The sequence below is a fragment of the Vibrio diabolicus genome, from assembly GCF_011801455.1.
Lineage (GTDB): Bacteria > Pseudomonadota > Gammaproteobacteria > Enterobacterales > Vibrionaceae > Vibrio > Vibrio diabolicus.
The window spans coordinates 159,981-174,463 of sequence record NZ_CP042452.1 but is presented as its reverse complement, the minus strand read 5'-3'; the positions used below and the strand labels follow the sequence as shown (position 1 = coordinate 174,463).

General features: G+C 44.7%; 11 protein-coding genes. 8 read left to right on the top strand and 3 right to left on the bottom strand.

The annotated features are described in order from the left end of the window. Positions 1-626 precede the first annotated feature (626 nt). The gene (locus tag FR741_RS16230) at positions 627-1,493 is read right to left on the bottom strand and encodes a helix-turn-helix transcriptional regulator (protein WP_109168829.1); all 867 of its coding nucleotides are present in this window, start codon (positions 1,491-1,493) and stop codon (positions 627-629) included. A gap of 167 nt (positions 1,494-1,660) precedes the next feature. On the opposite strand from FR741_RS16230, the gene FR741_RS16225 reads away from it, so the two are divergent. From FR741_RS16225 to FR741_RS16210, 4 genes are all read left to right on the top strand, one after another. Then, the gene (locus FR741_RS16225) at positions 1,661-1,906 is read left to right on the top strand and encodes a hypothetical protein (protein WP_109168828.1); all 246 of its coding nucleotides are present in this window, start codon (positions 1,661-1,663) and stop codon (positions 1,904-1,906) included. A 529-nt stretch (positions 1,907-2,435) separates the two neighbouring features. Continuing rightward, on the top strand, positions 2,436-3,344 hold the full coding sequence (locus tag FR741_RS16220) for a LysR family transcriptional regulator (protein WP_005393588.1): 909 nt from the start codon (positions 2,436-2,438) through the stop codon (positions 3,342-3,344). A gap of 300 nt (positions 3,345-3,644) precedes the next feature. Next, the gene (rimK, locus tag FR741_RS16215) at positions 3,645-4,550 is read left to right on the top strand and encodes a 30S ribosomal protein S6--L-glutamate ligase (protein WP_005393586.1); all 906 of its coding nucleotides are present in this window, start codon (positions 3,645-3,647) and stop codon (positions 4,548-4,550) included. Between the two features lie 62 nt (positions 4,551-4,612). Further along, positions 4,613-5,041 (top strand): ATP-dependent zinc protease family protein, encoded by a 429-nt coding sequence (locus tag FR741_RS16210; protein ID WP_005393584.1) that lies wholly within the window; start codon positions 4,613-4,615, stop codon positions 5,039-5,041. A 66-nt stretch (positions 5,042-5,107) separates the two neighbouring features. Here the strand turns inward: FR741_RS16210 and FR741_RS16205 are convergent, their stop codons facing one another. Beyond that, a complete protein-coding gene (locus FR741_RS16205; RefSeq protein WP_046873896.1) occupies positions 5,108-5,833 on the bottom strand; it encodes an MBL fold metallo-hydrolase in 726 nt (241 codons plus the stop codon). Positions 5,834-6,152: 319 nt separating this feature from the next. On the opposite strand from FR741_RS16205, the gene speA reads away from it, so the two are divergent. The 4 genes from speA (at position 6,153) to FR741_RS16185 (ending at position 13,078) form a co-directional block, all read left to right on the top strand. Further along, positions 6,153-8,063, top strand: coding sequence for an arginine decarboxylase (gene speA / locus FR741_RS16200; RefSeq protein ID WP_167427853.1), 1,911 nt, complete (start codon positions 6,153-6,155; stop codon positions 8,061-8,063). 1 nt (position 8,064) lies between these two features. Then, on the top strand, positions 8,065-8,985 hold the full coding sequence (speB, locus tag FR741_RS16195; protein WP_167427198.1) for an agmatinase: 921 nt from the start codon (positions 8,065-8,067) through the stop codon (positions 8,983-8,985). Between the two features lie 411 nt (positions 8,986-9,396). Further along, positions 9,397-10,602, top strand: coding sequence for a multidrug efflux MFS transporter EmrD (gene emrD, locus FR741_RS16190; RefSeq protein ID WP_005393574.1), 1,206 nt, complete (start codon positions 9,397-9,399; stop codon positions 10,600-10,602). 310 nt (positions 10,603-10,912) lie between these two features. After that, positions 10,913-13,078 (top strand): S9 family peptidase, encoded by a 2,166-nt coding sequence (locus FR741_RS16185; RefSeq protein ID WP_167427197.1) that lies wholly within the window; start codon positions 10,913-10,915, stop codon positions 13,076-13,078. Positions 13,079-13,291: 213 nt separating this feature from the next. Here the strand turns inward: FR741_RS16185 and FR741_RS16180 are convergent, their stop codons facing one another. Next, positions 13,292-14,287: a porin gene (locus FR741_RS16180; RefSeq protein ID WP_006741232.1), complete on the bottom strand. Its 996-nt coding sequence runs from the start codon at positions 14,285-14,287 to the stop codon at positions 13,292-13,294. Between the last annotated feature and the right edge of the window lie 196 nt (positions 14,288-14,483).

Genomic DNA, 14,483 nt, shown 5'->3' with positions numbered 1-14,483 from the left:
AGAGTCATACTGACAATAATAAAAAGCTGGTCTCCGGACTGGCTTTTTTACTTTTGGAAGTGTGTGATAGTAAAAGTAGAGTGCTGGGAGGTTGTGCGGAGTGAATGTGATTGTGGCGTTTTTGAGCTGGCAATCAGCGGGAAACGGCGTTCCACTGCCAGCTCGTGCCTTTAGGTATCATTAACTATGATTTTTTAGCTGGTGCGTCTTTCGTGTCTTTCCAGTATTGAATACGCACACGATGTAGCTGAGCTCTTCTAGTCTTTTTCATAGTAAAATCCCTCATCTTATATAAGTAACGCTCCTTATGGAGCTTATTGTCTAAGGTCGAATCCCCTTCAATCTATAAGGGAACCAATTATTTAACCGTGACCAATTTCACAACATAATGATAATTACCGATTTCTTGCAGTCATCTTTGGCTAGTAAACGGCGTATTATCTCTCTGACACGGTTAACTTACTCACCAGATATGACAGAAAAATGGCAATCAAGTTCCCTATATTATCTGTCACTGAATCTTAATAATGATTCCTGAAAAATTTTGCAAGTAAGATATCAATTGCCCATCACTTTCAACCGAGCAACTCTTTTCGCGTTCGTGATCGCAGTTGTGTGCAACCCAATTAAGGCTGGATTCGCTGCTGATATTGCTGGCGGTACTCGCGTGGCGTAAGCCCTTTATACGTTTTGAAGTGACGATTAAACAGGGCTTGGTTTCGATACCCTACTCTCTCAAACACAATTCCAATCGGCAAAGGCGTTGATTGCAGCAAATCTGCGGCATGATTGATCCGCAATTTCATTAGGCGTTGGCTAAACGGCTCTTTAAAGTGCTTTTGAAACAATCTTGTGACCGCACTTTCACTCAGCGATAAGTAGTTCGCCAAGTCTGCGAGCGTCACCTTAGTTGCAAAGTGCTGTTCGAGATACGCGTTGACACTTGCCACTCGTTCTCTTTCCTGTAATTCGTGTTCACTCATCGATAAGTAAGAGTGAGTCATCAGTGTTTTCGCCCCTTCATCGTGAGCAATCAAAGACAAAACATGGAGAAATCTCGAGAGTTGCTCCATTGCAGGAAACGTCATGAGCTCATGCAGAAGATCCACAACGTGCTGAGCTGTCCGCTCAGAAAACATCACACCTTTGTTGGCCGCTTTTAAAAGCGGATCAAGCTTTCTAAGCTCTGCGCAATAGAACATCAAATTGGCAATCCACTCACGCTTAAACCAAATCACATGAGTCTCGCACTTGCTTTCGACCAATGTGGAGTGAATAGAGTGAGGCACACCAGGCGCGATCAATAGCATTTGGTTGTGAGTCACTTCTAATTCGTGATGACCAATATGCAAACTACCAGTGAAGTGGCGATGGATGACTAATTCAAACACATCATCGTGAAAATGGAGATCGTACTCTTTTTCTGGCTCATCAATGCGACGATAGCGCCAAGAAAAACCTGGTCTTTGTGGTACTTTTTCGATGTGTGCCATTGGCTACTCCACAAAATAGTATTGTTTCACGCTCAAATAATATCAGTATTGCCAGCTTAATCTTCATCACGCCGAAATAGTATTGATATTAAGCGGCATACTATCAACTTTGTGTCGTCACGCTCCTTATTGTTGCCTTGAAAGACAAGATAACTAAGGAGGCTTTCATGAGTCACTTCACTGTCAAGCTACGCCAAGCCCTGCACAAAACACGTGATGAATGGGCAACATTCGCCATCAAAGAAATGGAAATTCCACCTGACACTATCGCCAAATTTTATGGCTACAAATCGAGTTGTGATCTTGAGCAAATTCTTAAACAGGATGAAAACGACGCCAGTTCGGACATTTGCTCGACACCTTGTGCGAAATCTCTTACAAGCAATGTAAGCAAAACGACCATCATTGACTAAGACAAAATCGAAAAATTAACATAAGCCATTGAAAATTATCAGTTATATCATTTCAAACAATATTCGCTGCCAAAGTTTTTTTACCTAGCTAATTGAGAGTAATCAGCAAAACATCAATACTGATTGTGTCGACAGGATGTTGGCGGGAACAGGAAAAAAACCTAATGGACTAGGTATCTTCAGGATGAAGATTTGGTAGCTTAGGATGAGTTATCAGCAAGGATGTAGTTAAGCTCTAGGATAGAGTTCGCCCGTCAGGATGATAGGCAAGAATGGACACCGCTAGGAAGGCGATGAACAAGGAACTCGGTTAAAGGACTTAACCACAATCAAGGATAGATGCAGGGAGCACCTATAGTAGCCGGATTGCTGCGAAAAAGAATAAGCCCCGTCTGGGAAACCAGGCGGGGTTTTATTTTGTCTGCTATTTATTATTCGCGAGGCACCCGATTCTCTTGCGTCGATTTATTTCGTGCCGTGCTATCATTTTCTCTACGTCTTTCAGCAAGCTCACAGCAAATCTCACATTATGCTTAATCCTGTTTGGTTACATACATTTAAGACATTGATTGAAGTCGGTCATTTCACACAAACGGCAGAAAAACTTTTTATGACCCAACCTGGTGTCAGCCAACACATCAAAAAGTTAGAGCAAAGTTGTCAGCATGCGCTGATCAAACGTGAAAACAAAAGCTTCGAATTAACAGAGCAAGGTCGGATTGTTTACGCCTACGCGCTGGAGTTAGAAGAAAGAGAGAAAGCGTTGCTCGAAGAACTCAGTTTTGATGATGCATTTTCAGGTCACTGTAAACTGGCCTGTTCTGGCGCAATGGCATTGATGCTGTATGGCCCTCTTTTAGAAAAGCAAAAACAGCACCCAGGCTTATCGCTGCATTTAGAAGCCGCACCCAATCACTCGATTCTCAATGCAATAACGGAAGGAAGCATTGATATTGGTATCGTAACTGATGTTCCTCACAAAGGTTTATTTCACAGTGAAAGAATTGGTAAGGAGCAGTTGTGCTTAGTCCTACCTAATCAATACCGCGAAAAGCAGATAACACCACAACTCTTGCACGACTGTGGTGTCATTGCCCATCCTGATGCCAAGCACTACATGACGCTGTTTTTTGACCAATGCGCGGAACAAGATCTCCAAGAAATTAAGATGAGCGATTTACCATTATCCGGCTACGTGAATCAATTAAGCCAAATTTTACTACCTGTGAGTAAAGGACTCGGCTTCACCGTGCTGCCTCAAAGTGCTGTCGACAACTTCCCACAAAAAGATACCTTGCACATCGCACAACTGAAAAACACCGTGTGTGAAGAGTTATTTTTAGTTCGCAAACGAAGTCGTGTTCTGCCACTGCGCTATCAAACAATTAAAGATGTGTTATTGGACGTCATCACAAACTCAAAACAAACTACAGAATAGCCTAGCGTTTTAAACTCGTCGTAATCCGTTTGCTTAAAAAAGTCCATAGACAACTTCCGGCTTACGACGCGAGAATGTCCGATGATTCAACAAATTACTTTTGTCGTAACGACGAGTTTTTTTCGTTTTCTTCTCGCAAGAAAAAAAACTAAGGTGCGCACCTCTAACGAAGTGGTTGTCCAACCACACATCTAAATCGTTGAAGTCAGTAGGTAATATCACCTAAATATCACATACCTGCTGCATTCTATACTCTATACTTATATTTTTAATTTGGTACTGACTTACTAAGGAATTGCCATGCGTATTGCTATTCTCTCTCGTAATGAGAATTTATATTCAACCATGCGCCTAAAACAGGCAGGTGAAGAGCGTGGACATCAAGTAGACGTCATCGATACTCTGCACTGTTATATGGACATTACGAGCAACAACCCTAAGATCCGCTATAAGGGTGAAGAATTGCCACAATACGACGCTGTGATTCCTCGCATCGGTGCATCCATCACATTCTACGGTACCGCGGTTGTACGTCAGTTTGAAATGATGGGCACATTTTGTGTCAACGAATCGGTCGCAATCAGTCGTTCTCGTGACAAATTACGCTCGTTGCAACTGTTATCGCGTAAAGGCATCGGCTTGCCGCGCACTGGCTTTGCTCACCACCCTGATAACATTCAGGACGTGATCAAAAATGTTGGTGGCGCACCTCTAGTCATTAAATTGCTAGAAGGAACTCAAGGCATCGGTGTTGTGCTTGCTGAAACCAACAAAGCAGCAGAAAGCGTGATCGAAGCATTCATGGGGTTGAAAGCAAATATCATGGTGCAAGAGTTCATCGAAGAAGCTAAAGGCGCAGACATACGTTGCTTTGTTGTCGGTAATAAAGTGATTGCAGCGATGAAGCGCCAAGCGAAAGAAGGCGAGTTCCGCTCTAACTTACATCGCGGCGGCTCTGCACAGTTAGTGCGACTAAGCAAAGAAGAACGCGCTACTGCGATTAACGCGGCAAAAGTCATGGGGTTAAACCTATGCGGTGTAGATATCCTTCAATCTAAAAACGGCCCAGTGGTAATGGAAGTGAATTCTTCACCAGGTCTTGAAGGTATCGAGCTCGCTACAGAAAAAGACGTTGCTGGTATGATTTTCGACTTTATCGAGAAAAACGCAAAACCACACGCAAACCGTACTCGTGGTAAAGGTTGATAATTGTTTGAGTGAGAGCCTGCTTAGTAGGCTCTCGTATTACTCATCGCTAGGATGACACTATGAATCAGAAAATGATCATTGGGAACGCCGAAGCTATTTGCTTACCTGAGTTAGGGATTACTCACCTTGAAGCGCGCATTGATACGGGCGCACAAACCTCTTCATTGCATGTAGATAACATTGATTGCTTTGAAAAAGATGGTCAGTCTTACGTTGCATTCGATCTACACCCGGATGTTTATCATTTAGAACAAGTGGTTCGCTGCACAGCGAAGCTAAAGGCAAACCGTAAAGTTAAATCTTCAAACGGTACCTTTGAGCATCGCTGCGTTATCACCACCATGCTGCGCATGGGTGACAAACAATGGCCAATCGACATTACGTTGACCAACCGTGAAAAAATGACTTACATGATGCTGTTAGGTCGTCAGGGCATGGCAGACAAAGTGCTGGTAGACCCTAGCCAATCTCACTTATTGGCATCTTAACCCCGTAGCTTCAGATGAGTGATCGAACGTTTTTGTTGAGCATCACTCGTCTGGCTTTATCTTCGTCTACTTCCTACTAAATAGCGCAAACAACAATCCCTTCGCTTTGACCTTTGTAACGCGCCAATGGGTCATCGGCTTAGTTGGCGCAGTATGCAGAATGTGCTGATACGCTTTCTCATCAAAAGTCACCTCTCCCCCATGCGCCAAAAGCAAACATTGCGGATTCATCTCAAACACACGCTTTAATGATTGGCGATATTGGTTTGGATGAAATATGGGAAACGGCGCAATAAGATGTTTCTTAACCTGCACCATCAAATCCGCCACATACAATACATCTTGTTCAGAATGATAAACCGACAAATCTCTATCGGTATGTCCCTGCGTTTCTAGCACCTGCCAATCATCAAACCCCGGAATACACTCACCATCGATGAGTTCTATATCGGGCTTTAACTTGCGCGAATACCACAGGTTTTGCTTTGGTTTACGCATCCGGTTCGCCATCCAGCGCGCTAACATCAAATCGGTCAAATGCATTAGCCAACCATCTACACCGCTATACCATTGGCTCTCTCGCTTTGCGGCCAATAGCTTACATCCAGTTAAATCACGCAGTTTGTGCGCGCCACCAGCGTGGTCTGGATGCATGTGAGTTACAACGACCAACTTTAGGTCAGAAAAAGGACGATGGAGTTGATGTTCAATAAAATCTTTAAGGTGAGGAATGTCTGCTCGACTTGCACCATCAAGCAACATTAATTTATCGGGATATTCGGCGAGATACATGGTCTGAATGTATCCCTGAATTCTGTGCAGCTGCAAAATATGTCCTTATTTGAGTGAGATTTTTCATGACCGCTTCCATGCTGGTCAGACCAACTATAACAGCTGAATGGACGCACTGGTAAACAAATGTTCACATCAGCGCACGACAAGAAATCATAATCGAGATGATAGATTTTAATCATTAGACTCAGCGGCACTTTTATCCGTTAATGCGCGCACACGGAGTTCGTGTCAGGGTATGAGGTTAATGCCTCATGATTTGCTTTTTTGTACTTTTCCTTCTAATTAAGGAGTTAAGTACATTTTTGTGAGAATCGAGTTGGAAAAAGCAACTAAATTAGACCGCATCCGCGCGGACTACAACGTTCACTACTGGAGCCAAGGTTTCTACGGTATTGATGACCAAGGCGAGGTTTACGTATCACCTCGTAGTGATCGTGCACATCAAATCCCTTTCAGTGCCATTGTAAATGAGCTAGAAGCGAAGCAGTTAAATCTGCCTGTATTAGTGCGCTTCCCGCAAATCGTGCACCAACGTGTGCATGGAATTTGCCACGCTTTCAACCAAGCAATTGAAGAATACCAATATCCAAACAAATACCTGTTGGTGTACCCAATTAAAGTAAACCAACAACGTGAAGTGGTGGATGAAATTCTAGCGAGCCAAGCTCAACTAGAAACCAAACAGCTTGGTCTTGAAGCGGGTAGCAAGCCAGAATTGTTGGCAGTACTTGCATTGGCTCAACAAGGCAGCTCCGTGATCGTGTGTAACGGCTACAAAGACCGTGAGTATGTGCGTCTTGCACTGATCGGTGAAAAGCTGGGCCACAAAGTATTCATCGTACTAGAGAAGCTTTCTGAGCTGGATCTGGTGCTAGAAGAAGCGAAAAGCTTGGGCGTAAAACCGCGCCTTGGTTTGCGCATTCGCCTCGCCTCTCAAGGTGCGGGGAAATGGCAAGCAAGTGGCGGTGAAAAATCGAAATTTGGTTTGTCTGCATCGCAAGTGCTTAGCGTTATTGGACGTCTGAAACGCGAAGGCAGCCTAGATGCGATGCAACTGGTTCACTTCCACCTTGGCTCACAGATGGCAAACATCCGTGACGTACGTAATGGTGTGAATGAGTCTGCACGTTTCTACTGCGAACTGCGCGCACTGGGTGCAAACATCGAATACTTCGATGTGGGCGGCGGTTTGGCAGTCGACTACGACGGCACACGCAGCCAATCATCGAACTCGATGAACTACGGCCTTGCAGAGTACGCACGTAATATCGTCAACACAGTGGGCGACGTGTGTCAGCAATACGAACAACCGATGCCAGTGATCATATCGGAATCCGGTCGTTCACTGACAGCGCACCACGCTGTGTTGATTTCTAACGTAATTGGTACAGAAACATACCAACCGGAAGAAGTGCATGAACTTGGCGCAGATACTCCACTTTTACTACAAAACATGTGGCGAAACTGGGAAAACTTACAAGATGGTACCGACGCTCGTGCGTTAATTGAGATCTACAACGATACCCAAAGTGATTTGGCAGAGGTACACTCTCAATTCGCAACTGGCGTGCTTAACTTGGAGCAACGTGCGTGGGCAGAGCAACTGTCACTGCGCATTTACTTCGAACTAAGCCGCAAGATGAGCACTAAAAATCGCTTCCACCGTCCGATTCTGGACGAGTTGAGCGAACGTCTTGCAGATAAGTTCTTCGTGAACTTCTCTCTCTTCCAATCTCTACCAGATGCTTGGGGTATTGATCAGGTGTTCCCTGTTCTACCACTTTCTGGCCTTGGCGATGCGGAAGAGCGTCGTGCGGTAATGTTGGACATCACCTGTGACTCTGATGGCGCGATCGATCACTACGTTGATGGTCAAGGCATCGAGAGCACGCTACCAGTACCAGCTTGGAGCAAAGACAAACCATACCTAATGGGCTTTTTCCTAGTAGGCGCATACCAAGAAATCCTTGGTGACATGCACAACCTATTTGGTGACACCCACAGTGCAGTAGTCAATGTTGATGAACACGGTCAATTTGAGATCAGTTACATCAATGAAGGTGATAGTGTAGAAGACATGATGCGCTACGTTCATATCGACGTGGATGCGATTCGTGACAATTACAAACAATTGGTTTCCCAAAGAGTTGAAGCCAATGAACAAGCACAAATCCTAGCAGAACTAGAACAAGGTCTAGCGGGATACACCTATTTAGAGGACTTCTGATATGAATGATTTGTTTACTAAAACCGATTATTCGCTTTACTCCAACTCTATGTCGTTTTTACGTCTACCGTACATTCGTAATCCGGTATCGGCAGACGCAGACGTTGTGGTGCTAGGAGTTCCTCTGGACATGGCTACATCTGGTCGTCCAGGCGCGCGCATGGGTCCAGATGCGATTCGCCGTGCCTCAGTCAACTTGGCATGGGAAGGTAAGAAGTTCCCTTGGGACTTCAACGTATTGGATAAGCTGAAAGTGATCGACGCGGGCGATCTCGTGTTTGACTGTGGTGATGCGGAAGATTTCACTTACCGTCTAGAGGCGGCAACCAGTGAAATTCTAAAAAGCGGTAAAACCATGTTGGGATTGGGCGGTGACCACTTCATCACACTGCCTATCCTGCGTGCCTACGCGAAGCATCATGGTCAAATGGCTCTGATTCACTTTGACGCTCATACGGATACCTACGCAAATGGCAGTTCATACGACCACGGTACAATGTTCTACCATGCGCCGAAAGAAGGTTTGATCTCTGCGAAGAACTCAGTACAAATCGGTATTCGTACTGAATACAAACAGCAAGATCACGGCTTCAATGTGATTAATGCGATGCAAGCGAATGACATGTCGGTGGACGAGATCTTAGAAGAGATTCGTCGCACCGTCGCAGACAAGCCAGTGTATGTTACTTTTGACATCGACTGCTTGGATCCAGCCTTCGCACCAGGAACAGGTACACCCGTTTGTGGTGGCTTGAACTCAGACAAAGCACTGAAGATCATTCGTGGCTTAGCCGGTATGAATATTGTGGGTATGGATGTTGTAGAAGTATCGCCTCCGTACGACCACAGTGATGTTACCGCATTAGCGGGAGCAACCATCGCGCTAGAAATGCTTTACGCATACGCATCTGGCCGCGAATAAACATAATCATTTCTAAGGGAGCTTCGGCTCCCTTTTTGTTCATGGTGCCTTCTCCAGTCTTTTCTTCGTTCGAACCATGTCTTGCTCTGGCTAACCAAAACAATTCTTCTCCCCTCGATTTTAACCATAAAAACCAATGACCTATAAGTAGGTTTACATTCACAACAAATAAGAGATTTAACGTAATTCAACAAAGAAAAGCAGCCTATTTCCGAATGCAAATTAAGATTAGTTTTTCTAATGCATATTATAGATTTTTATCTTGCTCAACTTCACACTTTTCGATTGCTAATTGTACACGCAAAGACTAATATCTCGCGCAAATAGCCCCGTAACACCAAAAGTCTGTTGGCACTCTGCATTAGAGCGCTAAGGGTTTTTACGTCTTAAATTTTTTGGAGAGATACGCAAATGTCTGCTTCGTTTCCATTAGCGAAACTTACCTTTTTAATCGCAATATTGACTGCCGTGGGTCAAATGACCCAAACAATGTACGTGCCTTCAATCGGTCATATGGCGGGTGAGTTTTTGGTGTCTGCGTCATCACTTCAAGCTGTGATGGCTTGTTACCTGATTCCATATGGCTTATCGCAATTCGTGTACGGTACGTTATCGGACCGCTTAGGTCGCAAGCCAATCATCATAGCAGGCCTACTTATCTACATCGTAGGTACATTGGTGGCGCTCTTTGCACACCAATTTGAATGGTTCTTGATTGGTAGTTTCATCCAAGGTTTAGGTATTGGCTGCGGTGGTGCGATGTCACGTACTCTGACTCGCGACTGCTTTGAAGGTTCTGAGCTACACAGAGCAAATAGCTTAATCAGCATGTGTGTGATTTTCTCACCATTGTTGGCTCCCGTACTTGGCGGCTACTTAACCGAAGCGTTTGGCTGGCGCTCTAGCTACCTATTCTTAGCGCTGTTTGGCATTGCAGTGGTGATTACCATGATGACCAGCATGATGGAGACGCTACCAAAAGAGAAACGCAAGTTCGAACCAGTAGCCAAAAGCTACAAACACGTTTTGTCTGACCGCCGCTTCCAAGGCTTTTTGATCTGCCTAGTTGCGACGTTTGCTGGCGTAGGTGTGTTCGAGGCAGCAGCTGGGGTATTGCTAGGTGGTGTATTGGCATTACCAGCAACAACGGTAAGTTTACTGTTTATCTTACCGATCCCGGGTTACTTGGTGGGTGCCGGCTTATCTAGCTACATCGCGCAGCGTCGCTCTGAGCGTCGTGCTTTAAATGTGGGCTTGGTATCGATTTTTGTTGGCTCTGCTATTGTGCTCATCCCTGGCTTGTTTGGTTTAACCACGGCGTTAACGCTGGTTGGTGGCGCAACCGTGTACTTTTTGGGTGCGGGTATCCTATTCCCAGCCGCAACAACCGGAGCAATTGCTCCGTTCCCTTACCACGCGGGGACAGCTGGTGCGACTCTGGGTGGCATGCAGAACTTGGGCGCCGGTATTGCAACCTTGCTTGCATCGCTATTTCCAGCGCATAACCAGATGCCACTAGGTGTTTTGATGATGGCAATGTCGGTAATTGCAATGCTTGGGCTCATGTGGGTAAATCGAGCGCACAACCACTCAAACGAAGTGCCGCAAGTCATCTGATCATTATCGACTAACGTTCAAAATCCAAAAGGGACACACTAAACTAGTGTGTCCCTTTTTCATATCACACTATATCGATTTACCGATGAGAATGATTTAACTTTCGAATTGATATTTGTTAAAAATAACAGCTGCTTACACAATGTGTTTTCAGCTCCCTTCAAATTGAGTAGCCAACTCGGAAATATTGAGAATTCTCACTTTTTCGGCACACCCCATAACAAAGAATGGACAACTGAAAACCACTAACGAAATGAAAGCCCAGCCCTCAGGATGAGGCCACTTGGGCGTATAATAAGGACAAAAACAGATGCGTTTCACTTTAACTACGTTGGCCGTCTCGGTCGCGCTTGTCGCCGGATGCAGCAATCAAGGAACCCCCAGCATGACTCAATACTCCCAATCACAGATCGTTGCTCAACAAACTCAAGCTCCGGTTGCGAAAAAAGTCCCTCACGCGATGACTATTCATGGTGATACTCGCGTTGATAACTACTACTGGATGCGTGACGACGAACGTAAAGATCCGGAAATTTTGCAGCACCTAGAGCAAGAAAATCAGTATGCGGAAACCGTTCTCAAGCACACTGAAGCTCTTCAAAATGAGCTATTTGAAGAAATTAAAGGTCGCATAGCAAAAGACGACAACTCCGTTCCTGTGCGTAAAGGCAACTACTTCTACTCAAGTGAAGTGACCGGAGATAACGAATACGAAGTTCACCTTCGAGCTAAAGACTTTGGAGGTAAAGACAAGCAAGTCATTTTAGATGTCAATGAACTTGCAAAAGCACATGAGTTCTTCAGTATTGGCGGCTTGTACGTTAGTCCGAATGAAAACTTACTAGCGTATGGCGAAGATACATTAAGCCGCCGCGTTTACACTCTTAAGATCAAAGACCTGAAAACAGGCAATTACCTACAAGATGAAATCGAAGGCGCCTCAAGCGCGATTGCATGGCAGAACGATAACAACGCCTTTTACTACATCAAAAAAGATCCACAGACCTTGCTGGGCTACCAAGTGTATCGTCATGTTTTAGGCACGCCACAAAGCAGTGATGAGTTGATTTTTGAAGAAACCGACAGCGCCTATTACACCTCACTAAGCAAAAGCAAAGATGGCGAAGATATTTATATCTGGCATTCCAGTACAGAAACCAGCGGCGTCTCCATCATCGATGCGAACAACCCTAAAGCAAAGGCGAAGCCTTTTTATCCTCGTGAAAATGGCATTGAATACAGCATTTCTAAGCTAGGCGATTGGTATTACATTTATACCAACTATCAAGCCGTGAACTTCCGTTTGATGAAAGTTAAGCAAGAAGAGATGCACGATCGCTCTAAGTGGCAAGACGTGATTGCCGCAGACGACAAGACTCAACTTGTCGACTTCGAGCTATTCGATGATCACCTCGTCTATGAGCAGCGCTCTAACGGCCTAGCAAGCGTCACTGTACGTCAGCTCTCTACAGGAAAAGAATTCCCCCTCACATTTAATGACGATGCGTTTGCAGCCTATTTGACAGGTAACCTAGAGCTGGATAACGAGAAAGTTCGTTTTTATTACAGCAGTTTAACCACTCCAGGAACCTACTACGATTTCGATCTAAAAACGGGCGAGTCAGAAATCATGAAGCGAACACCTGTACTTGGTGATTTTAATCCTGACAATTACCAATCAGAACGCATTATGATCACAGCCCGTGACGGTAAAGAAGTACCCGTTTCTTTGGTGTATCGTAAAGACTTATTTAAGAAGGATGGTACGAATCCACTCTACCAATATGGTTATGGATCTTATGGCGCAACCATTGAGCCAACTTTCCGCTCGACACGTTTGAGTCTATTAGACCGCGGCTTTGTTTACGCCATCGCTCACATTCGCGGTTCTGAAATGCTTGGCCGTCCTTGGTATGAGGATGGTAAAAAACTCACCAAGCAAAACACATTCAACGACTTTATTGATGTAACTAAAGGTTTGGTTGAACAAGGCTACGGCGCGAAAGATAAAGTCTTCGCTGTTGGTGGCTCTGCAGGTGGTCTCTTAATGGGGGCAGTCATCAACCAAGCACCAGAATTGTATCGCGGTATCGGTGCACATGTTCCGTTTGTGGACGTGGTAACCACCATGCTCGATGAATCAATTCCATTGACCACCAATGAATATGATGAATGGGGTAACCCAAATAACAAAACATACTATGACTATATGTTGAGTTACTCGCCTTACGACAACATCAAGGCGCAAAACTACCCAAACATGTTGGTAACGACTGGCTTGCACGACTCTCAAGTACAGTACTTTGAACCAATGAAGTGGGTCGCCAAACTTCGTGAAATGAAGACAGACGATAACGTCTTGTTGTTCAAAACCGATATGGAAGCCGGACACGGCGGCGCATCTGGTCGATTTAAACGCTTAAAAGAAGATACGCTAGAGTATGCGTTCTTTCTCGATTTACTCGATAAAAAATAATCGTTTCAATTGAACTGTATCTCTAACAACAAAATGCCCGCAGTTGCGGGCATTTTTTATAGACGCACTCTCTAAACAGAGAGTTGGGGTACCTAAGCACATCATTACCAGTGTCTCTTATAGCCAACGGAAAGCAGAAAGAAAAACGCCTACTCACAACGAGTAGGCGTTAACACAATAAATGTGTTTAGGCAGTAGAAACTGGCCTATTTATTAGAAGTAGTAACGAGCACCTAGAGTCCAGTAGTCGTTCTCTTCGCTAGTGTAATCGTTACCTAGGTCAAACTGGTAAGCAGCAAACGTTACGAAAGCAGGAGTTACAGCGTACTCTGCTTGTAGCGCAGTTTCGCTTGAAACTGTCTTGTTGTCTTCTTCGTCTTCTACGCCTTCGTAGTTAACGCTGAATGTCCAATCGTTCACGCCGTATGCCAAAAGAGCTTCAATTTGAGAAGTCTCTTTACGCATCTCGTAGAAGTAATCGTTCATACCGTATACTACTGCTGCGTATAGACCTGAACCGTACTGACCGTAGTTTACAGAGAATAGGTGTGATTCAGCGTTCTTAGTACCTAGAGTCGCGTTTTTAACATCACCGCCGCTGTATACGTAGCCTAGGCCAAAGCCAGCTACAGAACCGCTCAGTGCAACTTGACCACGTTGCTCGTATGTTGTTGCATCTGAAGTTTGCTCACCTTGCCAACCTAGACCTAGGTTGAAAGCAAAGCCTTCACCAAATTCAAAACCTTTACGGTAGCTAAGCATTTTATCAGCACGAGCTGAGCCTAGGTTGCCGTGGTTGTCGTACAAAAAGTCGTTCGCAAACGCGATTGGTAGATCCGCAACACCAGCGACATCGTAGTAAGGTGACCATTGAGTACCTGCAACAAGGCGACCGTACTGCTCGTGAGTTGCACCGATGTAACCTAGACGAGTTTTGAATGACTGTTCACCACCATTTAGGTAGTTAAGCGCCCATTCACCTTTAGCGTCGATAGTGATACCGTTGCCAATGTCTTTCTTACCCGCGACGTTAATACGTGGAGACACTTGATGAACTTTCACATCTTCCTCGTAGTACTCACCCACGCCAACTGAAACGTGACCGCCGATCGATAAAGATGTACCATCGCTGTTATAAACTTCTGCTGCGAAGGCCTGTGAACCACATGCTAGTGCCGCCACTGCAACGGCTAGAGTTTTCATTTTCATTGTTAACATCCGTATAGTTGTTTGTACCGGTTCGCTTAGAGACAGATTAAATCCGAATCAATCGCAACGAACACATAACAAAGTAGTAATGAAATAGAAATGAAACAAACACTTTCTTATGCAACCAGTGGTATTAATGCTCACATTTTGAACTAAGTCACAAAAAAATAGGGAACTTTTCATTCCCCATCATAAA

Bases quoted from the DNA above. Each gene is read 5' to 3' on its own strand.
- FR741_RS16230 (WP_109168829.1), bottom strand. From the start codon at position 1,493: ATGGCACACATCGAAAAAGTACCACAAAGACCAGGTTTTTCTTGGCGC.
- FR741_RS16225 (WP_109168828.1), top strand. From the start codon at position 1,661: ATGAGTCACTTCACTGTCAAGCTACGCCAAGCCCTGCACAAAACACGT.
- FR741_RS16220 (WP_005393588.1), top strand. From the start codon at position 2,436: ATGCTTAATCCTGTTTGGTTACATACATTTAAGACATTGATTGAAGTC.
- rimK (WP_005393586.1), top strand. From the start codon at position 3,645: ATGCGTATTGCTATTCTCTCTCGTAATGAGAATTTATATTCAACCATG.
- FR741_RS16210 (WP_005393584.1), top strand. From the start codon at position 4,613: ATGAATCAGAAAATGATCATTGGGAACGCCGAAGCTATTTGCTTACCT.
- FR741_RS16205 (WP_046873896.1), bottom strand. From the start codon at position 5,833: ATGTATCTCGCCGAATATCCCGATAAATTAATGTTGCTTGATGGTGCA.
- speB (WP_167427198.1), top strand. From the start codon at position 8,065: ATGAATGATTTGTTTACTAAAACCGATTATTCGCTTTACTCCAACTCT.
- emrD (WP_005393574.1), top strand. From the start codon at position 9,397: ATGTCTGCTTCGTTTCCATTAGCGAAACTTACCTTTTTAATCGCAATA.
- FR741_RS16185 (WP_167427197.1), top strand. From the start codon at position 10,913: ATGCGTTTCACTTTAACTACGTTGGCCGTCTCGGTCGCGCTTGTCGCC.
- FR741_RS16180 (WP_006741232.1), bottom strand. From the start codon at position 14,287: ATGAAAATGAAAACTCTAGCCGTTGCAGTGGCGGCACTAGCATGTGGT.